The organism is Streptomyces sp. CMB-StM0423 (genome assembly GCF_002847285.1).
Classification (GTDB): domain Bacteria; phylum Actinomycetota; class Actinomycetes; order Streptomycetales; family Streptomycetaceae; genus Streptomyces.
Window position 1 is genome coordinate 5,372,039 of the sequence record NZ_CP025407.1, and the last position, 21,509, is coordinate 5,393,547.

Genomic DNA, 21,509 nt, shown 5'->3' on the forward strand with positions numbered 1-21,509 from the left:
GTCTCCCTGCTCCGTCCGTCAGCTCTTGTAGGCCGCGGCCGCGGCCTTCTCGAGGTCCTGCTGCGCGCCCTCGACGTCCTTCGGGTCGGCCAGGAAGTCCTGCAGCGCCTTCCACTCGCCCTTGCCCGCGGTGCCGCCGAAGTCGGCGGGCGCCTGGTCGGACATGTCGAAGCGGAAGTCGTCCCCGGCGTCGACGAGCGCCTGCGCGATCTCACGCTGCACGTCGTTCGGGTACGCGCCCGTGTCCATGTTCTTGTTCGGCGAGACGAAGCCGCCGGGCGCCGCCCACGCCTCCGCCGCCTCGGTGGACGACAGGTACGTCAGCAGGGCCTGCGCGCCCTTGGAGCCGGTCAGCGTCACGGCCGCGTCGCCGCCTGTGACGACCGGCTTGTCCGGGCCGACCGCCGGGAACGGGAAGATCTTCGCGTCCTCGCCGACCTTCGCGTCGGTCTCGTTGACGAACGCGCCGACGAAGTCGGCCTCGAAGACCATGGCGGCCTTCGGGTCGTCCAGGTCGGCGAACGGGGCGATCGCCGAGTCCGGGAACGCCATCTTCGTCGCCTTCTTCTGGCCGCCCGCGATCAGCGTGTCGTCGCCGAACAGCTCGCCGAGGGTGGTCAGCGCGTCCTTCACCGACGGGTCGGTCCACGGGATCTCGTGCGCCGCGAGCTGATCGTACTTCTCCGGGCCCGCCTGCGAGAGGTAGACGTTCTCGAACCAGTCGGTGAGCGTCCAGCCGTCCGCGCCCCCGATCGCCACCGGCGGCACGCCGGAGTCGGAGACGAGCTGCGCGGTGTCCAAGAAGCCCTGCCAGTCCTCCGGCTCCTGGGCGCCCGCGTTCTCGAAGGCCGTGGTGTTGTACCAGACCAGCGACTTGTTGGCCGCCTTGCAGTACACGCCGTACTGCTCGCCGTCCACCGCGCCCAGATCCTGCCAGCCCTGCGAGAAGTTCTTGCCCAGCTCCTTCTTCGCGGCGGCGTTCAGCGGCTTCGCCCAGCCCTCCTTGACGAACTCCTGCAGCACGCCCACCTGCGGCGCGAACACGACGTCCGGCGGCTTGCCGCCCGCGACCTGGGTCCGTACGAAGGACGCGACGTTGTCGCCGGTGGGCACGTACTCCACCGTGGCGCCGGTCTGCTCCTCGAAGCCGTCGATGACCTTCTCGAAGTTCTTCTGCTCAGGCCCCGTCCACACGGCGCCGACGCGCAGGGACTCGCCGTCCAACTTCGGCAGCGTGACGCCGGCGCCGGACTTGTCCGCCTTGCCGCCGTCCCCGCCGTTGTCGTCACCGTCGTCGCCGCACCCGGCGGCTGTCACGGCGAGGGCGCCGGCGGCGACGATCGCCACCGCGGCCCGCACGACTCTCACCTGCTGCAGTGTATGCAGCGAACTGCGCATCCCAGCCTCCCCAGGAACGCGGGGCAGATGGGGTTGTCCCGTACCGGCACAAACCTGCCCCGCGGGGTCTGTGCCGTTTTACCGGTGCGAAATGCTGTGGGGTATGTCCTACGCCCGGACCGGCGGGCCCGCAATAGGCCCTCGTACGCAAACCCCGTCAGCGGCCGTTTCGTGATCCGTCCGTGACAGGGGAGCGTTCGGAACCTGAAGGCGGGCCTTGGCGGGCTGGAGGCCGGAGGAGGCGCAAAAACCGCTGGTGGGAGGCGACTTGAAGAGAAGTGAGTGCGGTCGTGGAGCGTGGGGGCAGAGTTCGGCCGTTGGAGGGAGAGCAGTTGCCGTGGATTGACGGCGGAGACGCGCGGGGTGGCAGATTGTTGCTGTAGGGACGGGTGGGACGGATGGTGCGAGTGGGACGTTGAGGGCAGGAGCGTGCGAGGGCGGGCGCGCACGGAAGCGTGCGAGAGCCGTACGTGCCGACCGCGCGGCCGTGGGGCGAAGGCGCGGGTCGGCCGGGGCGGAGGCCGCGGGTCCTACGGGGACGGGGTGCGGGTGTCGTCCTGCTGGGCGGCGGGGGTGCCCGCGGCGCGCTGGAGGGCGCTGGCGAGCAGGGCCAGGTCCGTGGGCCCGTTCCCGAGTTCGCGCAGGGGGCGGCTCGTCGGGGGTGAGCCCATGCGGGCCCACTCCAGCGGCACGACGGTGGGCCGTGCGGTCGCCGTACGGGGGATCCGGCCGGTGACCCGCGCCGCCTGGAACGGCACCGGCTCCGCCCCGGCGGCGCACAACAGCCCGCGACCGGGCGGCACGTCGTCGCCGCCGAGCACGACGTGGTGCGCGGCGCCGGAGACGGCGGCGGTGGCGGCGGTCGCCTCCGGCTGCGCGGAGGCGGTGACAAGGTGCATGCCGAGCGGGCCGCCGTCACGGGCGATGGCCTCGACGACGCGGACCACCGACCCGGCGGCGGGCCGGGCGGGGCTGCCGAGGGCGGGGGCCACGAGGGCGTCGTAGTCGTCGACGACCAGCACGACGACAGGCGGCGCGGCCCGCCGCCCGGCGGGCGCGGGGGCTCCGGCGGGGGCCTGGGCGGCGTACGGCGGGGCGGTGCCGCGGTGCTGGGGCGCGCCCGGCGCGGGGGCGCCGTGCGGCGGTGTGGCGCCCGGGCGTTGCTGCGGTGCGGGCGTCCGGGTGCCGTGGGGCGGGGTCGCACCGCGGCCGCCGGGGGCGCCTTCCGTGCCCGTACCACCTCCGGTCCCGGGCCCTGCGCCTGCTCCCGCGCCCGCGCCGGATCCGGCCCGTGCTCCTGCCCCCGGTGCCTCCTCCGCGGCGGGTCTCGGGCGCAGCCGCAGCGTGTTGCTCTGCGCGGCGTGTATGTCCGCCGCGCCGCCCGGGCGCTGCTCGCCCGCCGCGCGGGGGCCGGGGATCGCCGGGCCCTGCGGCGCCGGTTCGCCCCCCGGGGCGTGCCCCGCGGCCCTGCGCTTGAACTCCGCCCACAACTCCTGCGCGAACTCCCGCATCCGCACCGGATCGGACGCCACCAGATACCCCGAGACGTGCGGCAGGTCCGCCGCCGCGCCCAGCGCGTCGCCCCGCTCCCGGCCCGCGCCGTCGACCAGCACCAACTGCAGCCGCTCCGGCGGCTCCCCGGCCGCCAGCGCCGCGGCGAACGAGCGCAGCAGCTCCGACTTGCCGCCCCGCGCGGCGCCTTCGACCGCCAGCGGCCCGGCGCCGAGGTCGGCCATGAGCCGCCCGGCGGGGGCCGCGCCGAGCACCGCGCCCACGCGCGGGGCGCCCGAACGGGACTCCAGCCAGCGGGCGGTGAGCGCGGTGGGGGTGGCGCGGGCGAGATCCAGCTCGTCCAGGAGGCGTACGGCACCGGGGAGGGCGCCGCGGCGGACGGAGTGGAGGCCGTCCGCGTCGTCGCGCTCGCCGTACGGGGCCAGCGCGCGGGCCAGCCGCTCCGCCCACGCGGCGGACACGGCGTCGACCGTCCCGGCCGGTCCCGCAGCGGCCGGGCCGGAGGCGGCGGCCTCGAACCAGCCGCCGGCCGCGGCGGGTTCTGCGGGCGCCGCGTAGCCGTCGCCGCCGAGGCGGGCGCGGCCGGTGCCGTAGGCGGTCGCGGGGGAGCCGCCGTCGGGGTCGTCGTGGGCGTCGTCGTACGGACCGGCCGCGGGCGGCTCCGCGGGCCCCGGCGGCGGCGCCGCGGCCCGGGGGGCGCCCGGCTCCGTGGCGGCGCTGTCCTGTGCTGCAGACGCCGGGCGCTGGAGGAGCCGCAGGCTGGTGGCCACGTCACCGCTGAGCAGCCCGACCGCGCCGCAGGCGGCGAAGCCGGGCGCCGCGCTGCCGGCCGCCGCGTACGTCGCGGTCAACGGCGAGGCGGGGGTGGCGGGTGCGGTCTCGGCGAGGCAGACGAGGTGCACGCCCGCGGCGGGCCCGCGCTCGGCGAGCCGGGCGACGGCGTCGCGGACGGCGGCCGTCCCCGGATCGCCGTCGACGACGACCACGCTGCGCGTCCCCGGCACTGGCTGCTCAAGACGCCGCTGCAACTCGCCCACGCGCGCGGCGGCCTGCTCCCGGTCGTACGCGAGCAGCAGCCGGCAGTCCTGGCCCTGCCGCGGCCGTACGTGGGGGAGCCAGCCGGCCCACGACCAGTCCTCGACGCGCGACTCGTGCGGCCGGGTCGGGTCGGCGGCGATCAGCACCAGCTCCAGGGCGTCGGGCCCGTGCAGCGCGGCGAGTTGGGCCACGACGGAACGGGCGAGCCCGGCGAGCCGCCCGCGCGGCCCGGCCAGCGCGAGCGACCCGGCCCGCCGCAGGTCGACGGTCAGCGGAGCGGTGCCGCCCCCGGGGCGGAACTCGGTCCCCAGCCGGACGACGAACGCGTCGGCGTGCGCACTGCCGCGCCGGAACACGAGCCCCCGCCCACCGGCGGCGTCGGCGGGGCGTGCCGCGCCTCCGGAGCGGCCGGGTGCGCCCGCATCCGTACCGGCGTGCGGGAATCCGCCCGCGCCCGCGGGGCGGTGGGCCGGGGTGTCGTCCGGGGTGTAGAGGAAGCCGGGCCGGTACGCCGCCTCGCCGGCCAGTGCTGCGAGCAGGACGGTGGCGGCGTCCGGGTAGCGGTCGTGCAGGCCGGGGGTCCCGCCGGGCTCGGCGGTGGTACGGGCCGTGGCCGGGGCGGTGGCCGCCAGCTCCACGGCCTCCTCCCGGCCGCCGAGCCGCCGGGCCCACGCCCGGATCCCGCGCCGCGGCGGCTGCGGTACGGAGGCCGCTCCCGCCGTCCCGCCGCGGGAGCGCAGCTCCGGCGGCACGACCGTGCCCCGCGTCGGCGTACCGCTTCTGCGCGGCGCGGCGTCGCCCGGTGCACGCGCCCCATCGGCGGCGCGCCCGCGGGCCCGTGCCGCGTGCCCCGCGCCACGGGCTTCGTCGGCGCCAGGATCGCTCGGGCCCGCGTCCGCACGCCCTCCGCCGTACCCGGGTGCCGCCCCCGGGCCGGAGGCGGCATGTCCGTCGTCGTCTCCGGCGCCCGGTCCCGTCCGTTCGTCGGACGCGTGCCCCCCGCCGTACCCGGGGCCCGTCTCCGGGGGGCCGTTCCGGTCGGAGGCGACGCGGCGCTCCGGGTATCCGGGGTCCGCGCCCGTGCCCCGTCCGCTCCGGCCGGGCCTCTCGTGTACCTCGCCGTACGCGGAGCCGCGTGCGGCCCGCGCGTCGCCGCCCCCGGCTGCGTCCCCGCGGACCGCCTCGGAGTCCGCCAGGCCGTGCACCCCGTGGGCACCGGCGTGCGTATGGTCCGCTTCCGCGGCGCCGTACGCGGCGGCCGCGGAGGTGCCCTGGCGCCCGCCTCCGCGGTGCCCGGCGCCGTGCGCCCGGTCCGCCCCGCCGTCTCCGTACTCCGGGCCGCCGCCCGCCGGCCAGCCGCTGCCCGGGCCCGCCGTCGTCGTGCCCTGATCCTGCGGCCGGCGCTGCTCCGGGACCCGGCTGTGCTCCGCCGACCCGGACCAACTCCCGTGCTCTGCCCCACCCGCGTCCGTACGCCCGGAACCCGCGCCCTGCGCCGGCCCGGTGATCCGCAGTGCCGACTCCCCGACCCGCAGCACCGCGTCCGCGCGCAGCGGCACCGGGGTCGTGCCCACCGCCACCCCGTCGACCGTCGTGCCGTTCGTGGACCCCAGGTCCGCCACCGTGACGCCGCCGTCCGGCGCGACCGCCAGCGCGCAGTGGAGCCGCGAGACGTCCGGGTCGTCCAGCGGGACGTCGGCCTCGGCCGATCTGCCGATCCGGATCTGGCCGCCGTGCAGCAGGTGGACGCCGCCCGCGTCGGGGCCGGCCACCACCCGCAGGCTGGTGACCGCCGCTGCGTCGGCCGCCGGGGGCTGGCCGTGGCCCGGGTCCGCGGGGCCGCCGAGGCTCAGGACCGCGCCGTCGACCAGCGGGGGTTCGCCGAGGAGCGTGCGGTCAGGATCGAGCAGCCGCTGTCCCGCGAAGACCGCGATGCCCGCGCCGCCGCCCGTGCCGCCCGCGGTGCCCCCGCCGCCGCTCGCGGCGGCCGCGGCGGCGTCCAGTAGGCCGCCCGCCACGGCGCCCAAGGTCGTGCCGGCAGGTGCGGTGACGATCACATCGCGACCGCGGGCGGCGGCGCCGCCGCGCGCCGCCTGGACGGTCAGCCGGATCTGCATGCCGGTCACCGCTCCCTTCCCTGGGCAGGGCCGATTCGAGGGCCGCCGTCATATTCCCATCTCCCACCGACAGCCCGCTGCGAGACCGGTGTTGGCGGATCTTGTATGGCCGCTTCCTGCCCCGACTCCGACTTAAAAGTTGCCGTTACGGACCATTGTTGACGCCTTCGTCAGCCCTACGGGGCAACCAACGACCGGGTGGCTGACGTCCTTTCTTCGCACAGGCGTCACGGAACGACCGCGGACGGGCGATACGGCGGTACGGCACGGGTGAGACGGCGCCGTGCACGGGTACGGCGTCCGCGGGGGGTACGGGGACGAGCACGGCGCCCCGGGCACGCGGCGGCCGAGGGCACGGCACAAAACAGGAGGCGCCTTCCGGAAAACCGGTGGCCAGGGGCGGACCGGGCAGCCGGACCCCGGGTCCTGCCCGACCCCGGCGGGCGCCGCGGTGACGCCACTAGAGTGGTGCAGATGGCGCACGGACCGACCGGTCCGCGGGCCGGCAGGAACGATCACGACCAGGGAGCGCATGACGTGCGGCCGGTAGGCAGCAAGTACCTCCTCGAAGAGCCGCTCGGGCGCGGCGCCACGGGCACCGTGTGGCGCGGCCGCCAGCGCGAGACGGCGGGGGCGGAAGCCGCCGTGGCGGGCAGCCCGGGCGAGGTGGTCGCCATCAAGGTCCTCAAGGAGGAGCTGGCAGGCGACCCCGACGTGGTGATGCGGTTCCTGCGGGAGCGCTCCGCGCTCCTCCGCCTCACCCACCCGAACATCGTCCGCACCCGCGACCTCGTCGTCGAGGGCGATCTGCTGGCCCTGGTCATGGACCTCGTCGACGGTCCCGACCTGCACCGCTACCTGCGCGACAACGGCCCCTTCACGCCCGTGGCCGCCGCCCTGCTCACCGCCCAGATCGCGGACGCGCTGGCCGCCAGTCACGCCGACGGCATCGTCCACCGCGACCTCAAGCCCGCCAACGTGCTGCTCGCCGGCAGCACCGGGCCCGACGGGGCCGCCCGGATGCAGCCGATGCTCACCGACTTCGGCATCGCCCGGCTCGCGGACTCCCCGGGCCTGACCCGCGCCCACGAGTTCGTCGGCACGCCCGCGTACGTGGCGCCCGAGTCCGCCGAGGGCCGCCCGCAGACCTCCGCCGTGGACGTCTACGGCGCCGGGATCCTGCTGTACGAGCTGCTGACCGGCCGGCCGCCCTTCGGCGGCACCTCCGCCCTTGAGGTGCTCCACCAGCACCTCAACCAGGAAGCGCAGCGCCCGCCGGGCCTGCCGGACCCGATGTGGACCGTCGTCCAGTCCTGCCTGCGCAAGAACCCCGACGAACGCCCCAGCGCCGAGAACCTGGCCCGCGGGCTGCGCACCGTGGCCGCCGGCATCGGCGCCGGCGCCACCCCGGAGCAGGCGACCGCCGCCCTCGGCGTCGCCGCGCTCCTCGCCGCCGACCCGCACCCCGCGCAGGTCCCGGGCACCGGCGTCGGCGCGTCCGACCCCACGCAGATCCTCCCGGGCGGCAGCGGCAGCGCCCCCGGGCAGCAGGGCGCATACGACCCGAACGCCGCCACCAGCGTCCTGCCCGCCGGCGCCGCGGGAGCCGCCGCCGGTGCCGCCGCCGCGCACGCCCAGCAGGGTCCTGGCGCCCCCGGGGCCGAGGACGGCACCCGTGTGATGCCCGTCACCGAGGGGCCGCCGCAGCCGGAGGGCCCGCACCCCTGGGAGACCCAGATGCGCGCCGCCCGCGACCGCGGCGAGCAGACCCAGCAGATCGGCTACCTCGACCCCAGCGAGGACCCGCTGCGCCGCCGCCCGCCGCGGCGCGTCCAGCGCCGGCAGCCGCCGCCCGAGGCGTACGCCGCCCCGCCGCAGCGCCGCGAGCCGCCGCCCCAGCGCTACGAGCCCCGCCCGCAGCCCCCCGCGCCCCCGCCGCAGCCCCCGCGCGAGCGGCGGCGCAGCGCGAACCCGATGCGCATCCCGGGGCTCGGCTGCCTGAAGGGCTGCCTGTTCACGGTCCTCATCCTGGTCGTCGGCTCGTGGCTGATCTGGGAGCTGACCCCCGTCCAGGACTGGGTCGCGGACGGCAAGGGCTTCTGGGACCAGATGACCGACTGGGCCACCGATCTCAAGAACTGGATCTCGGAGTTCAACGACGCCGCCGACGACGCCCAGAAGACGAAGGACGACATCGACTCGGGTGTCAACGGCGTCCAGGACGGCCTCGACGGCCTGAAGGACGGCGCGGGCCAGTAACCGAAGGGCCGTTGGCCGAAGGCCGGTGACCGAAGGCCGGTGACCGGCCGTCGGCATCCGTGGACCGGTGACCGAAGGGCCGCCCGGGGCCCGGACTACCCCCTGGCCTTTGAGCATGCCGACAAGTCGACACCCGCGGGGGGTTTCCGGGCCGGTCCGGCACCCAACGTCCGCGGCGCCGCGTAGCTTTGTTGTCATGGCACGCAGAATCGGCAGCCGATACGCCGCCCATCAGGTGATCGGACGCGGCAGCGCGGGCACGGTGTGGCTCGGCGAGGGCCCGGACGGGCCGGTCGCCATCAAGCTGCTCCGCGAGGACCTGGCCGAGGACCGGGAGCTGGTCGAGCGCTTCCTCGGGGAGCGCGCCGCACTGATGAGCCTGGACCACTCGCGCGTCGTCGGCGTCCGCGACCTCGTCGTCGACGGCCGCGACCTGGCGCTCGTCATGGACCTCGTCCGCGGTACGGACCTGCGCACCCGGCTGGAGCGCGACCGCCGGCTGCTCCCGCAGGCCGCCGTCGCCATCGCCGCCGACATCGCCGAGGCCCTGTCCGCCGCGCACGCCGTGAGCCTCGTACACCGCGACGTCAAGCCCGAGAACGTCCTGCTGGACTCCGACGCCCCCGCGGGTGCGGGCGGCGCGCCGCCCGCGCTGCTCACCGACTTCGGCGTCGCCAAGCTCATCGACGCCCCCAGCCGCGCCCCGCAGCCCCCGCCCGCGCCCCGCGGGCGCGGCGGCACGGCGGCGGGCACCCGGGTGCCGGCCCAGCGCCGCGTCATCGGCACCCCCGACTACGTCGCCCCGGAGATCGTCGAGGGCCTGCCCGCGCGCGCGGCCGTCGACATCTACGCCCTGGCCACCGTGCTGTACGAATTGCTGGCCGGCTTCACCCCCTTCGGCGGCGGCCACCCCGGCGCCGTGCTGCGCCGGCACGTGACGGAGACCGTCGCGCCGCTGCCCGGCATCCCCGACGAACTGTGGGAGCTGCTGCTCCAGTGCCTCGCCAAGGCGCCCGCCTCCCGGCTGCGGGCGGTGGAGCTGGCCGCCCGGCTGCGCGAGATCCTGCCGGACCTGGACGGGCTGCCGCCGCTGGACGTGGAGGAGTCGGCGGACGGTGCGGACGAGGCGGGCGGCCGGTCGCCGCACACGACGCGGCTCGGCGGGGACCGCGAGGCGGCCCCTGCCGGCGCCCTCGCCGCCGCGGGCGAGCCGGGCGTGACCGGCGCCGGCGGCCGGCCGCTGCGCGGCTCGGTGCCGCTGGTGCGGTCCGCGGCCCCGGACTCGAACCGGGACACCCACACGAGCATGCGCATGCCCAGCGCCGACGAGCTGGCCGGCGGCGCCCGCGGCACCGCGCGCGTACCGCGGCTGGCCGGCCAGCCGCGGCCGGGCTCGGCCCGCGCCGCCCGCGCGACCACGATGCGTGCGAAGCGGCTGAAGCTCACGGTCGCCGCGGCCGTCATCGCCCTCGCGGGCGTCGGCGGCTGGCTGGTCGCGTCGGGCGGCGACGACGGCGGCGGGGGCGGGAGCGGCGGCGGCGACCGCTCCACCACCTCGGAACCCTGATCCGCCCGGGTCCGCGGATACGCGCCACCTGCGGTCGGAGCGCGCAGCGGTACTCTGGTGGGGTGGCAGCACCTGATGTATCCGAATCGCTCAAGGCCCTCGGCTCCACCATGGACTCCATCGAGGCCGTGCTCGACCTCGACCGGCTGAGGGCCGACATCGCCGCGCTCGAAGAGGCGGCGGCGGCCCCCGCCCTCTGGGACGACCCGGAGAACGCGCAGCGGGTCACCAGCCGGCTCTCCCTCCTCCAGGGTCAGTTGCGCAAGATCGAAGAGCTGCGCGGGCGGATCGACGACCTCGAAGTCCTCTTCGAGCTCGCCGAGAGCGAGGGCGACGCCGACACGCAGCGCGAGGCCGAGGGCGAGCTGACCGCCGTCCGGCGCGCGGTCGAGGAGCTGGAGGTGCGCACGCTGCTGTCCGGCGAGTACGACCAGCGCGAGGCGATGGTCAACATCCGCGCCGAGGCGGGCGGCGTGGACGCCGCCGACTTCGCCGAGCAGTTGCAGCGCATGTATCTGCGCTGGGCCGAGCACAAGGGCTATCCGACGGAGGTGCTGGACACCTCGTACGCGGAGGAGGCCGGCATCAAGTCGACGACCTTCGCCGTCAAGGCCCCGTACGCGTACGGCACTCTCTCCGTCGAGCAGGGGACGCACCGCATGGTGCGCATCTCCCCGTACGACAACCAGGGCCGCCGCCAGACGTCGTTCGCCGGCGTCGAGGTGCTGCCCGTCGTGGAGCAGACCGACCACATCGAGATCCCGGAGAACGAGATCCGGATCGACGTCTTCCGCTCCTCGGGACCCGGCGGCCAGTCCGTCAACACCACGGACTCCGCGATCCGCATCACGCACCTGCCGACCGGCATCGTCGTCTCCTGCCAGAACGAGAAGTCGCAGATCCAGAACCGCGCCGCCGCCATGCGCGTGCTGCAGGCCCGCCTGCTCGCCAAGCGCAAGGAGGAGGAGCAGGCGAAGCTGAACGCGCTCAAGGGCGACAGCGCCGGCTCGTGGGGCAACCAGATGCGGTCGTACGTGCTGCAGCCCTACCAGATGGTCAAGGACCTGCGCACGACGCACGAGGTGGGCAACCCGCAGGCGGTGCTGGACGGCGAGATCGACGGCTTCCTGGAGGCGGGCATCCGCTGGCGCAAGCAGCAGGAGCAGGCGGCCGCCGAGGGCTGATATCCGCCGGTCGCCGGAGAGCGTCCGCGGGCCGTCCTGCCGCTGCAATTCCACGGCTGACCGCGGGCGTTGCGGGTCCGGGCGCGAGTGTCACAGTCGTGCACCACTTGCCCCGGACATTGGCCGGAAAAGGGTACAACCCAGTCTCAACTCGCTTGACGCTCCTGCGAATCCCCGAGAGGCTTGCCGCCGAGCTTTCTGCAGGTGTGTGGGGTTCGTGTGACTCAGGGGGGTAAGCCCGCCGCGAACAGGCCCCGTACCGACGCCAGCCCACTGACGAGTACGGCTACTGGGGGTAGCGAGCAATGACGAACAAGGTGCGTGTACGGGTGGCGCGAGTCGCCGCCAGCGCGCTGATCGCCGGCGGAGCCTCGCTCGCCGCCGCCGGTGCCGCGCAGGCCACCGGCGACGACGGCGGCGGCAACGGCCGCCAGGGCAACGGACTTGAGGTCAGCGCGATCGCGGGTGTTGCCGGCATCGGCGACACCGACAGCGGCGGCGACGTCGCCGGCCCCGGTGGCGTCGATGACGGCGGGACCACCGACGACGGCGGGACCACCGACGACGGCGGGACCACCGATGACGGTGGTACGACCGATGACGGCGGGACCACCGATGACGGTGGCACCACGGACGACGGCGGCACCACCGATGACGGTGGTACGACCGACGACGGCGGGACCACGGACGACGGCGGCACCACCGACGACGGCGGCACCACGGACGACGGTGGTACGACCGACGACGGCGGGACCACCGATGACGGTGGCACCACGGACGACGGCGGCACCACCGACGGCGGTGCCGATGACGGCGGTTCCGGTGACGACGGCGGCTCCGGCGACGACGGCGGTCAGCAGACCGGCGGCCAGCAGACCACCGGCGGCACCGGCGGCGGCGACACCGACTGCGAGCTGGACGGCGACAGCGTGATCTGCGAGGCCGAGTCGACCTCCGGCGGCAGCGAGCCCTCGCCGGCCGGCGACAGCGAGCCGCAGGAGCAGCTCGCCGACACCGGTTCCAGCGGCACCACGTACCTGCTCGTGGGTGCGGCCAGCATCATCGCCGGTGGCGTCGGCTTCCGGCTGCTGCCGCGGCTGATGACCCGCAACGAGTCGGCTGCCTGACCCGCAGCTCCGCTGCACAGGCGACACGAAGGGCCCGGAGTGATTCGCTCCGGGCCCTTCCGCGTCTTTCGTAGCGCTGTATGGTGTTTTCCGGCGCTGCGTTACGCACCGTAGGGCAAGGATGTGACGTAGATCACATGCCCGGATTTCGTGGGCGCCGCACGCCCCGCTTCCCCCGCGGACTCCGCCGCGCTACGCCGTCCGCTGCTGCAGGAACAGCACCGCCGCCACGGCCGCCAGCAGCGCCAGCAGTATCCACACCGTCGTCGGCGTCACGCCGCGCCAGCCGTTCTCCTGGCGCATGCGCTCCCTGCTCGCCCGGCAGACGGGACAGCGGCCCTCGCTCACGGGCCCCGCACAGCTCGCGCAGACCAACCAGTCGCGTGTCATGTGCTTCCTCCTCCCGCTTCGCTCTCCGTGTACCGCCGCTTCCGTTTCCCCTCTACCACTGTGCCAGGTCCGGGCCGAATCGGCGCGTGTCAACGGATTCCCCGACGGCGCACGGGACGGTTTGTCCGTGACGAAACGCACCAACCGCCCACGGCGACTGCGCGCCCCCGCCGCATTCGCGTAAGGTCACCTGCGACCGCGACAGGGAGCCCAGCGTGATCCGATTCGACAACGTCACCAAGCTGTACCCCAAGCAGAACCGCCCCGCGCTCCAGGACGTCTCGCTGGAGATCGAGCGCGGCGAGTTCGTGTTCCTCGTGGGGTCCTCCGGCTCCGGCAAGTCCACGTTCCTGCGGCTCATCCTGCGCGAGGAGCGGACCACCCACGGCCAGGTGTACGTGCTCGGCAAGGATCTCGCCCGGCTGTCCAACTGGAAGGTGCCGCAGATGCGGCGCCAGTTGGGCACGGTCTTCCAGGACTTCCGGCTGCTGCCGAACAAGACCGTCGCGGAGAACGTCGCGTTCGCCCTCGAAGTGATCGGCAAGCCCCGCGGCCAGATCCGCAAGACCGTCCCCGAGGTGCTCGACCTCGTGGGCCTGTCCGGCAAGGGCGACCGGATGCCCGGTGAGCTGTCCGGCGGTGAGCAGCAGCGCGTCGCGGTCGCGCGGGCGTTCGTCAACCGGCCGATGCTCCTCATCGCGGACGAGCCGACGGGCAACCTCGACCCGCAGACCTCGGTCGGCATCATGAAGCTGCTCGACCGCATCAACAGGACCGGTACCACAGTGATCATGGCCACGCATGATCAGCAGATCGTCGACCAGATGCGCCGGCGCGTCATCGAACTCGAGTTGGGGCGGCTGGTCCGCGACCAGTCGCGCGGTGTCTACGGATACCAGCACTGAGCTGCTGCCCCCGGAGCTGAAAGGACGGGCATGCGCGCCCAGTTCGTCTTCTCGGAGATCGGTGTCGGTCTCCGCCGCAATCTGACGATGACCTTCGCGGTGATCGTCTCCGTGGCCCTGTCACTGGCCCTGTTCGGAGCCTCCTGGCTCATGGGCAAGCAGGTCGACACCATGAAGGGCTACTGGTACGACAAGGTCAACGTCTCCATCTTCTTCTGCAACGAAGTGGACGCCGAGACCTCGCCCAACTGCGAGAAGGGCGCAGTCACGGCGGAGCAGAAGAAGGAGATCCGGGCCGACCTCAAGGCCCTCGACGTCGTCGAGAGCGTGCAGTACGAGTCCAGCGAAGACGCGTACACGCACTACAAGGAGCAGTTCGGCGACTCCCCGCTGGCCTCCTCCCTCACGCCGGACCAGATGCAGGAGTCCTTCCGCGTCAAGCTGACGGACCCCGAGCGGTACGAGGTCATCACCAGTGCCTTCGCAGACAGACCCGGCGTCCAGGAGGTGCAGGACCAGCGCAATGTGCTGGAGAGCCTGTTCAACCTGCTCAACGGCATGACGTACGCGGCCATCGGCGTGATGGCGCTGATGCTCGTCGTGGCGATCATGCTGATCGTCAACACGGTACGGGTGTCGGCGTTCAGCCGGCGGCGGGAGACCGGGATCATGCGGCTGGTGGGCGCGTCCAGCGTCTACATCCAGTTGCCGTTCATCGTCGAGGCCGCGGTCGCCGGGCTGATCGGCGCGAGCTTCGCGGCCGTGCTGCTGGTCGGCGGCAAGCACTTCCTGATCGACAACTGGCTCGCCGACAAGATCCTGTTGATCAACTTCATCGGCTGGGACGAAGTGATCCGGGTGCTGCCGCTCGTCGTCGCGATCGGGCTGCTCATGCCGGGTATCGCGGCGTTCTTCGCACTGCGCAAGTACCTCAAGGTCTGACAATCAGGGCGGGTGTGGCGTAGGCCACGTGCGTGCCGTGGCGGGGTCAACTCCCCCTGCCGCACCCGCCGCTGTCCTACACTCAGCGGCATGTCGGGCCCGACTGACAGCGACAGGCCCCGCAGCGCCTTCCGCCGCGGGGCCTCCCTGACGTTGGTCTTCGTCAGCGTCCTGGCCACCGGCGCCGCCACCGGGTCCTGGCCCGGCGAGGCCGAGCGCCCGCCCAAGGTGCTGACGGGACACGTCGCGGACGAGCAGGTCTACGAGCCGCGGGCCGGTGAGGGCGGCACCGCCGACTCGGCCGGCGAGCTGGTCAGCCGCAGCGGAGACCGCTGGTCGACGGCGTACAGCGCGCGCGAGTACGAGTCGGTCCAGCAGATGCTGGCGGGCAAGTACGTCGGCGTCGGGCTGTGGATCAAGACCGACGAGGCCGGCCGGATGGAGATCGCCCAGGTCGGCGAGGGCAGCCCGGCCGCCGAGGCCGGCATCCGCGCCGGCGACACGCTGCGCGCCGTCGACGGCACCCCGGTCGGGGGCCGCCCGGTCACCGAGGTCGTCGCCCTGCTGCGCGGCGACGAGCTGGGCGAGGGGGCGCGCGGAAGCACGGTGGTGCTTGCGCTGCAGCGCGGCGAGCGGCGCTGGGCGCGGCCCGTGCGCCGGGTGGAGCTGACGACCGAGCCCGTGACCGTACGGCAGGACAGGCCCGGGGGCGTGGGCGCCGCGACCCCCGTGATCCGGGTGGAGAGCTTCACCCGCGGCAGCGGCGCCGAGGTGCGCAGGGCCGCGGCGGAGGCCCGCGGCAGCGACGGCCTCATCCTCGACCTGCGGGGCAACTCCGGCGGCCTGGTCGTGGAGGCCGTCGAGGCGGCGTCCGGCTTCCTCGACGACGGGGTGGTGGCGACGTACGACCTGGAGGGCCGCCAGCAGGTGCTGTACGCGAAGCCGGGCGGGAACACCCGGACGCCGATGGTCGTCCTCGTCGACAGCGGCACGATGAGCAGCGCCGAGCTGCTGGCCGGGGCGCTCCAGGACCGCGGCCGCGCCGTCGTCGTCGGCAGCCGCACGTTCGGCAAGGGCTCGGTGCAGATGCCGAAGGCGCTGCCGGACGGCTCGGTCGCCGAGCTGACGGTCGGCGAGTACCGCACCCCGGCCGGCCGCAGCCTGGAGGGCGTCGGCGTCACCCCGGACCTGGACCTGGCCGTCACCGGCGACCGGAGCGCCGAGGAGGAGGCCCGGACGGTTTTGAGTGGCCTCGGGAGCGGCGTCTAGGCGACAATGGCCCGGCTATGGGTAAAGACACGGGTCGCAAGCTGATCGCGCAGAACAAGAAGGCGCGGCACGACTACCTCATCCTCGACACGTACGAGGCGGGGCTCGTGCTGACCGGGACCGAGGTCAAGTCGCTCCGCGAGGGGCGGGCCTCGCTCGCCGACGGCTTCGCGCACCTCGACGGCGGCGAGATCTGGCTGCACAACGTGCACATCCCGGAGTACTCGCAGGGTACGTGGACGAACCACACCGCCCGCCGCAAGCGCAAGCTGCTGCTGCACCGGGCCGAGATCGACAAGCTGATCGGCAAGACGCAGGAGACCGGGCTGACGATCGTGCCGCTGGCGCTGTACTTCAAGGACGGCCGGGCGAAGGTGGAGATCGCGCTGGCGCGCGGCAAGCGGGAGTACGACAAGCGGCAGGCGCTGCGGGAGAAGCAGGACAACCGCGAGGCGCAGAAGGCGATCTCCGCGGCCCGCCGCAGGTTCCGCGGCTGACCTGCGCGGACGGGGCCGCGCGGGGTGGAATACGGTGGCACGCCGCGGCGTTCTTCCAGTAGGCTGTCCACAGCGGCTCCTGGTGGGCTGCGCACCTTGAAAACACCACATGGGGATGATCGGTTTCGACAGCGGCTGTCGGAGCAGGAGAAGCGAGCCGAGGAAGCGGCCATGATCTCGTTAACCACAGGCCGAAACAAATAATCGCCAACACCAAGCGCGATTCCTTCGCCCTCGCTGCCTAAGTAGCGACTTGCGAAGTGTCAGCCCGGGGCTGTTCCCGACCCGGATCCTGGCATCAGCTAGGGGACTCCACTGCTAGACCCGGTCACGGGGTGTAGCGGGACAAACCACAGTGACTGAGCCCGTCGGAGACTTGTCCGCGTGATCTCCGGGGCCGAGAAAAACGTAGCGGACTGCGCTCGGAGAAGTCCTGTCCCTGCACCGTTGGACGCGGGTTCGATTCCCGCCATCTCCACGAATGCGATAGGCGACGTGTGCCCGCGGAAAGCGCGGGCCTCGTCGCCTTCGTCGTTTCTGCGCGGCTTCGCCGCGCGAGGCGGGGGCTCCGCCACCCGCACCCCCCCTTGTGCGGGGTGACCGGTGACGTGTGCCGGCGGGGAGCGCGGGCCTCGTCGCCTTCGTCGTTTCTGCGCGGCTTCGCCGCGCGAGGCGGGGGCTCCGCCACCCGCACCCCCCTTGTGCGGGGTGACCGGTGACGTGTGCCGGCGGGGAGCGCGGGCCTCGTCGCCTTCGTCGTTTCTGCGTCGCCTTGTCGTCACTGTCTCCCGATGTGGTCCAGCAGGTGGGTCAGCAGGGGCTGGGCCACCGGCGTGCGGCGGTACAGGAGTACCGGTGGGGACGTGAACCCGCCCAGGGCGTGGGCGCCGGGGCGTTCCTTCGGGGACGTCCTCGTCAGCGTGACGCAGAACTCCCCGCCCGCCACCCGGCTCTCGTGGAAGTCCGCCGCGGCCACCGCGTAGAAGCGGCCCGGTCCCAGCAGCCCGTCCTCCACGACCTCCAACTCCGCGACCTCCTCCGTGCGTTTGAGCACGGACAGCCGCCCTCCTCCCTCCGCCCGGTACAGCGGCCCGCGCAACCCTCCCGGCGCGGCGCCGAACCGGCGGTTGCGTAACTTCCCGTCGATGACCAGGCTTTCGAGCGCGTACGCGTGCCGGTGCACGGTCAGCGCCGGTGCCGCCGGGTGCCGTTCGGCGCGCGGCCAGCAGTGCAGCGCGTACCGCCGGCGTGACTCGTCCCCGGCCAGTTCGAGGCGGAAGAAGCCCAGCGGGTGCCACAGGGCCGGGAGCCGGCCGGTGGCCTGCGTTTCGAGCAGTTCGCCGAGTGCGGCGACGGCCTTGCCGGCGTCCTGGTCGTCGAAGGCCGCGGCGAGCGGGGGCATGACGGACTCGTCGCCGGACATCGAGGTCTCCGCGGGCATGTGGGAGGTGGACCGTCGGTCTGCGGTGCGTTCAATATGCAAGCAAGTCCGCGCCCCGGGCAATGGCGCATGGGCGTGGACCGATCGCTTTCGGACGGCCGGGCGCACCGCCCGGTCAGAGCGGTGGCGGCGTGCTCGGGAGACGTTCGATGACCAGCAGCGCCGCGTCGTCGGCCAACTGCCGGCCGGCGTGCCGCAGCAGGTCCGCGCGCAGGGAAGCGACGAGGTCGGCCAGCGAGCCGTCGGCGTGGCGGGCGGCGCTGGCGGCGAGGGGGAAGTAGACGCCCTCCTCGTCGCGGGCCTCGATGAACCCGTCCGTGTAGAGCAGCAGCCGGGCACCGGGGCGGAAGGCGATGGTCTGCGGCACCGGCAGCGTGCCGACCAGGCCGCCGAGCCCGATCGGGACGCCAGGACGGTCGGGCATGTGGCTGGTGACGGTGCCGCCGTCGATGAGCAGCGGCTCGGGGTGGCCCAGGTGCACGATGCGGGCGACGGGCTCGTCCGGCGGGATCTCCACCAGCAGGGCGGTGGTGAAGCGCTCGCTGTACGCCTCCGACGGGTCGTCCCGGGCGATCTCCCGCCGCGCGGTCTCCTCCAGCCGCCCGGCGACCTCGCCGATCGTCGGCTCCCGGTACGCGGCCTCGCGGAAGCACCCGGTCAGCACGGCGGAGACGCCGACGGCGGGCAGCCCCTTGCCGCGTACGTCGCCGATGAGTACCCGGGCGCCGTACGGCGTCGGCAGCGCCTCGTAAAGATCCCCGCCGATCTGGGCCTCCGCCTCGGCGGCGAGATAGACGCTGTGCAGGGCGAGCCGGTCGATCCGCGGCGGCAGCGGGCGCAGAAGTGCCCGCTGCGCGGCCCCGGCCACCGATCTGACCTGCCGCAGTTCGGTCTCGCGCTTCGTCCGGATGGCGGCGCCGACGATGCTGGCGATGCCCACCGCGCAGGCGGACGCGAAGGTCATGTCGGAGCTGAGCCGGCCCCAGACGTCGTGGTAGACGTTCATCGCCACCGTCAGTGCGACGACGAGGGACGAGATCGCGGCGGTGGTCCGTACCGAGAGGGTAGCCGCGGCCACCACCGGGGCGGCGACGAGCAGCGGGGCGGCCTGCGTCGTGCGGGGCGTCGAGAGGTCGATGACGACGGTGATGGCGATGATCAGCAGGGGGAACAGGACGCGCGGGATCGGGGACGCGCCGGGTGGGGCCGGGTCCTCGGCGCCTCCGACATCGCGGCGGTGGCCGCCGCGGAGCGGGAGTCGCATGGTGGTGGCGTCCTTCGGTTGGTTTGTTCCCTATGTTCCGATTATCGAGGATAGGCCACGGTAGGGGAGGGGACGCGAACGCACGACCCGATCGGGAGCCGGGGAGGCCGCCGGGGGCCGGAGGGCCGGTGGCGTACGGGCCCGGAGGCCGGGTCCGTACCGGAGCGTGGGGCGGGGTGGCCGGGCTCCGCCCCTGTTCCACGGCGGTGTGTCAGCGGGTGCCGGGTGTGGCGCGCAGCGCCAGGGTCTCGGGCGCGGTGATCTCGATTTCGCCGTGCGCGTACGTCACCACGCCGTCGCGGCGGAGTCCGGACAGCGCGCGGTTGAGGGTGACGCGGGTGACCCCGAGGTGGTCGGCCAGGGCCTGCTGGCCGCCGGGGAGGGGGACGCGGCGGGAGCGGCGGCGGGCGGCTTCGGCGAGCAGCCAGGCCGCGAGCCGGGCGGGCGCGGGGAGCGTCGCCGCCGCGGTGAAGCGGGTCTGCTGGTCGCGGGCCTGGGCGGCGAGGGTGCGCAGGACGTGGGCGCGGACGGCGGCGGCGCCGTCGACCAGGGCGAGGAAGTCCGCGCGGGGCAGGCTGCGAACGGTGCAGGGGGTGAGGGCGGTGTACGTCGCGGTGTGCCCGCGGTCGTCGATCACCGCGACCTTGTCCAGCGCGCACGGCCCCGCCCACGCCCCGACCCGTACCACCCGCCCGCCCGCGGACACGACGGTGGCGGCGACCCGGCCGCCGAGGAGCAGGAGCAGGTGCCCGGCGGGGTCCCCGGCGGCGCGCAGGACGCCCCCGGCGGCGTAGCGCCGCGGGACGGAGGCGCGCCACAGGGCGCGGAGGCGGTCCGGGGGGAGGCCGCGGAGCAGCGGTACGTCCCGGAGCGCGGCGCACGCACCGGGCTCCGCGTCCGGCGCCGGTGTATCGGGTGATACAGATCCCCTCACGCCCCCGACCGTACCGTCGCCCCCATGCTGGTACTCGAACTGTCCTTCAGCCCCGCCCCCGAACGTCTCGCCGCCCGGCCCGCCCACCGCGAGCGGCTCGCCCGACTGCACCGCGACAAGGTCCTCCTCGCCGCCGGGCCCTGGGCCGACGGCTCCGGGGCCCTGCTCGTCTTCGACGCGACCCGCGGCCGGCTCGACGCGCTCATGGCCGGCGACCCGTACTACCGCACCCCCGGCGTCCGGGTCGTCGGCGTCCGCGAATGGCACCCCGTCGTCGCCCCTTGACCTCGACCTTGGTTCAACCACCACGCTGGCGGCGTGACCCGTACCCTCGTGCCGCGCGCCTACCGCCCCGTGCTCGCGCACCCCCGGCTGCGCCGGCTGCTGCCCGCCTTCGTGGCCTCGGACTTCGGCGGCGGCATGAGCATGGTCGCGGTGGCGTGGCTGGCCATCCAGATCGCCCCGGACGGCCGCGAGGGCCTGCTCGTCGGCGCCGCGCTCGCCGCGTACGCGCTGCCGGGAGCGGCGGGCGTGCTGCTGCTCGGGCGGTGGCTGCGGAAGCTGCCCGCGCGCCGGCTGCTCATGGTGAACTGCGCGCTGCGCGGCACCCTGCTGGGCTGTGTGCCGCTCGCCTGGGGCCTCGGCGTCCTGGACCCCGTGACGTACGTCGTGCTGCTCGGCTGCTCGTCGGTCCTGACCGCCTGGGGCAGCGCGGGGAAGTTCACGCTCGTCGGTGAGCTGCTGCCGGAGCGGCACCGGCTGGCCGCCAACGCCCTGCTCGGCGCCAGCATGTCCACGAGCATCGTCGCGGGACCCGCGGTGGCCGGGTTCCTCGCCACGGCCGTCAGCCCGGCGTGGATCATCGGCCTGGACGCGCTGACGTACGCGGTCCTCGCCGTGCAGACCGCACGGCTCGGTCCCGGCGGCGAGGAGCGCCCGGACGCGGCGGCGGCCCGCCCCGCCGGGCGCGGGCTGCGGCTCCTCGCCACCCAGCGCGAACTGCTCGCGATCCTCGTCCTCACCTGGCTGTTCTTCGCCCTCTACGGCCCCGTCGAGGTCGCCCTGCCGCTCTACGTCACCGGTGCGCTCGACGGCGACGCCGGGCTCCTCGGCCTGTTCTGGACCGCCTTCGGCGTCGGCGCGGTGGCCGGCGGGCTGACGGTGGGCGCGCTGCGGCGGCTGCCGCTGTGGCCGGTGACGCTCGGCATCGTCGCGGGCTGGGGAGCGACGCTGCTGCTGCCGTACGGGCTCGGGGCCGGGACCGCCGCGGCGATGGCCTGCTTCGCGCTGGGCGGCGCGGTGTACGGCCCGTACCCGGCGCTGTCGTTCACCCTCTTCCAGAACCGCACGCCGCGGGGCTGGCTGACCACGGTGCTCGCGGCGCGGGGCGCGGTGCTGCTCACGTCGACGCCGGTCGGGGCGGCGCTCGGCGGGCCGCTGGTCGCGGCGTTCGGGGCGCGGGCGGTGCTGGCGGGTTCCGGGGCGGCGACGGTGGGGGTGGCGGTGGTGGGGACGGGGGTGTGGCTGGCGACGCGGGGGGCGCGGCCCGTAGCGGAGGCGGATGACGGGCCGGACGACGACGGGGCGGGCGACGGCGGGCCGGACGACGACGGGGCGCGAGGGGACGGGGCGCGGGCCCCGGCGTGACCCGCGCGTGCCGGCGCC

General features: G+C 74.6%; 16 protein-coding genes and 1 other RNA gene. 11 read left to right on the forward strand and 6 right to left on the reverse strand.

Annotated elements, in window-relative coordinates:
• Positions 1 to 18: 18 nt before the first annotated feature.
• Entirely contained in the window at positions 19 to 1,398 is a 1,380-nt protein-coding gene (locus CXR04_RS23435) for an ABC transporter substrate-binding protein (protein WP_101424263.1), read from the reverse strand.
• A gap of 530 nt (positions 1,399 to 1,928) precedes the next feature.
• The gene (locus tag CXR04_RS23440; protein WP_101426553.1) at positions 1,929 to 6,065 is read right to left on the reverse strand and encodes an FHA domain-containing protein; all 4,137 of its coding nucleotides are present in this window, start codon (positions 6,063 to 6,065) and stop codon (positions 1,929 to 1,931) included.
• Positions 6,066 to 6,602: 537 nt separating this feature from the next.
• On the opposite strand from CXR04_RS23440, the gene CXR04_RS23445 reads away from it, so the two are divergent.
• The 4 genes from CXR04_RS23445 (at position 6,603) to CXR04_RS23460 (ending at position 12,202) form a co-directional block, all read left to right on the forward strand.
• On the forward strand, positions 6,603 to 8,324 hold the full coding sequence (locus tag CXR04_RS23445) for a serine/threonine-protein kinase (RefSeq protein WP_101424264.1): 1,722 nt from the start codon (positions 6,603 to 6,605) through the stop codon (positions 8,322 to 8,324).
• Between the two features lie 196 nt (positions 8,325 to 8,520).
• Positions 8,521 to 9,891, forward strand: a complete 1,371-nt coding sequence (locus CXR04_RS23450) for a serine/threonine-protein kinase (protein WP_199850518.1) — start codon at positions 8,521 to 8,523, stop codon at positions 9,889 to 9,891.
• A 62-nt stretch (positions 9,892 to 9,953) separates the two neighbouring features.
• Positions 9,954 to 11,075 (forward strand): peptide chain release factor 2, encoded by a 1,122-nt coding sequence (gene prfB / locus CXR04_RS23455; RefSeq protein WP_101424266.1) that lies wholly within the window; start codon positions 9,954 to 9,956, stop codon positions 11,073 to 11,075.
• A gap of 305 nt (positions 11,076 to 11,380) precedes the next feature.
• Positions 11,381 to 12,202: a hypothetical protein gene (locus tag CXR04_RS23460; protein WP_234380440.1), complete on the forward strand. Its 822-nt coding sequence runs from the start codon at positions 11,381 to 11,383 to the stop codon at positions 12,200 to 12,202.
• A 192-nt stretch (positions 12,203 to 12,394) separates the two neighbouring features.
• On the opposite strand, the gene CXR04_RS23465 is transcribed toward CXR04_RS23460, so the two are convergent.
• The gene (locus tag CXR04_RS23465; protein ID WP_101424267.1) at positions 12,395 to 12,592 is read right to left on the reverse strand and encodes a hypothetical protein; all 198 of its coding nucleotides are present in this window, start codon (positions 12,590 to 12,592) and stop codon (positions 12,395 to 12,397) included.
• A gap of 215 nt (positions 12,593 to 12,807) precedes the next feature.
• Here CXR04_RS23465 and ftsE point away from each other — a divergent pair, with 215 nt between their 5' ends.
• The 5 genes from ftsE (at position 12,808) to ssrA (ending at position 16,686) form a co-directional block, all read left to right on the forward strand.
• Complete coding sequence (ftsE, locus tag CXR04_RS23470) at positions 12,808 to 13,497, forward strand: cell division ATP-binding protein FtsE (protein ID WP_101424268.1); 690 nt, start codon at positions 12,808 to 12,810, stop codon at positions 13,495 to 13,497.
• Positions 13,498 to 13,527: 30 nt separating this feature from the next.
• Positions 13,528 to 14,439, forward strand: a complete 912-nt coding sequence (gene ftsX, locus CXR04_RS23475) for a permease-like cell division protein FtsX (RefSeq protein WP_101424269.1) — start codon at positions 13,528 to 13,530, stop codon at positions 14,437 to 14,439.
• Positions 14,440 to 14,592: 153 nt separating this feature from the next.
• Positions 14,593 to 15,708, forward strand: coding sequence for a S41 family peptidase (locus CXR04_RS23480; protein ID WP_101424270.1), 1,116 nt, complete (start codon positions 14,593 to 14,595; stop codon positions 15,706 to 15,708).
• 17 nt (positions 15,709 to 15,725) lie between these two features.
• Complete coding sequence (gene smpB, locus CXR04_RS23485) at positions 15,726 to 16,205, forward strand: SsrA-binding protein SmpB (protein WP_101424271.1); 480 nt, start codon at positions 15,726 to 15,728, stop codon at positions 16,203 to 16,205.
• A gap of 111 nt (positions 16,206 to 16,316) precedes the next feature.
• Positions 16,317 to 16,686: a transfer-messenger RNA gene (ssrA, locus tag CXR04_RS23490) on the forward strand.
• A 297-nt stretch (positions 16,687 to 16,983) separates the two neighbouring features.
• On the opposite strand, the gene CXR04_RS23495 is transcribed toward ssrA, so the two are convergent.
• The 3 genes from CXR04_RS23495 to CXR04_RS23505 form a co-directional block, all read right to left on the reverse strand.
• On the reverse strand, positions 16,984 to 17,646 hold the full coding sequence (locus CXR04_RS23495; protein WP_159072381.1) for a hypothetical protein: 663 nt from the start codon (positions 17,644 to 17,646) through the stop codon (positions 16,984 to 16,986).
• Between the two features lie 115 nt (positions 17,647 to 17,761).
• Positions 17,762 to 18,910, reverse strand: coding sequence for a PP2C family protein-serine/threonine phosphatase (locus CXR04_RS23500; RefSeq protein ID WP_101424273.1), 1,149 nt, complete (start codon positions 18,908 to 18,910; stop codon positions 17,762 to 17,764).
• Between the two features lie 211 nt (positions 18,911 to 19,121).
• Positions 19,122 to 19,844, reverse strand: a complete 723-nt coding sequence (locus tag CXR04_RS23505) for a Crp/Fnr family transcriptional regulator (protein WP_101424274.1) — start codon at positions 19,842 to 19,844, stop codon at positions 19,122 to 19,124.
• A 24-nt stretch (positions 19,845 to 19,868) separates the two neighbouring features.
• Here CXR04_RS23505 and CXR04_RS23510 point away from each other — a divergent pair, with 24 nt between their 5' ends.
• The gene (locus CXR04_RS23510) at positions 19,869 to 20,129 is read left to right on the forward strand and encodes a YciI family protein (RefSeq protein ID WP_101424275.1); all 261 of its coding nucleotides are present in this window, start codon (positions 19,869 to 19,871) and stop codon (positions 20,127 to 20,129) included.
• Positions 20,130 to 20,162: 33 nt separating this feature from the next.
• Positions 20,163 to 21,491, forward strand: coding sequence for an MFS transporter (locus CXR04_RS23515; RefSeq protein ID WP_101424276.1), 1,329 nt, complete (start codon positions 20,163 to 20,165; stop codon positions 21,489 to 21,491).
• The last annotated feature ends 18 nt before the right edge of the window (positions 21,492 to 21,509 follow it).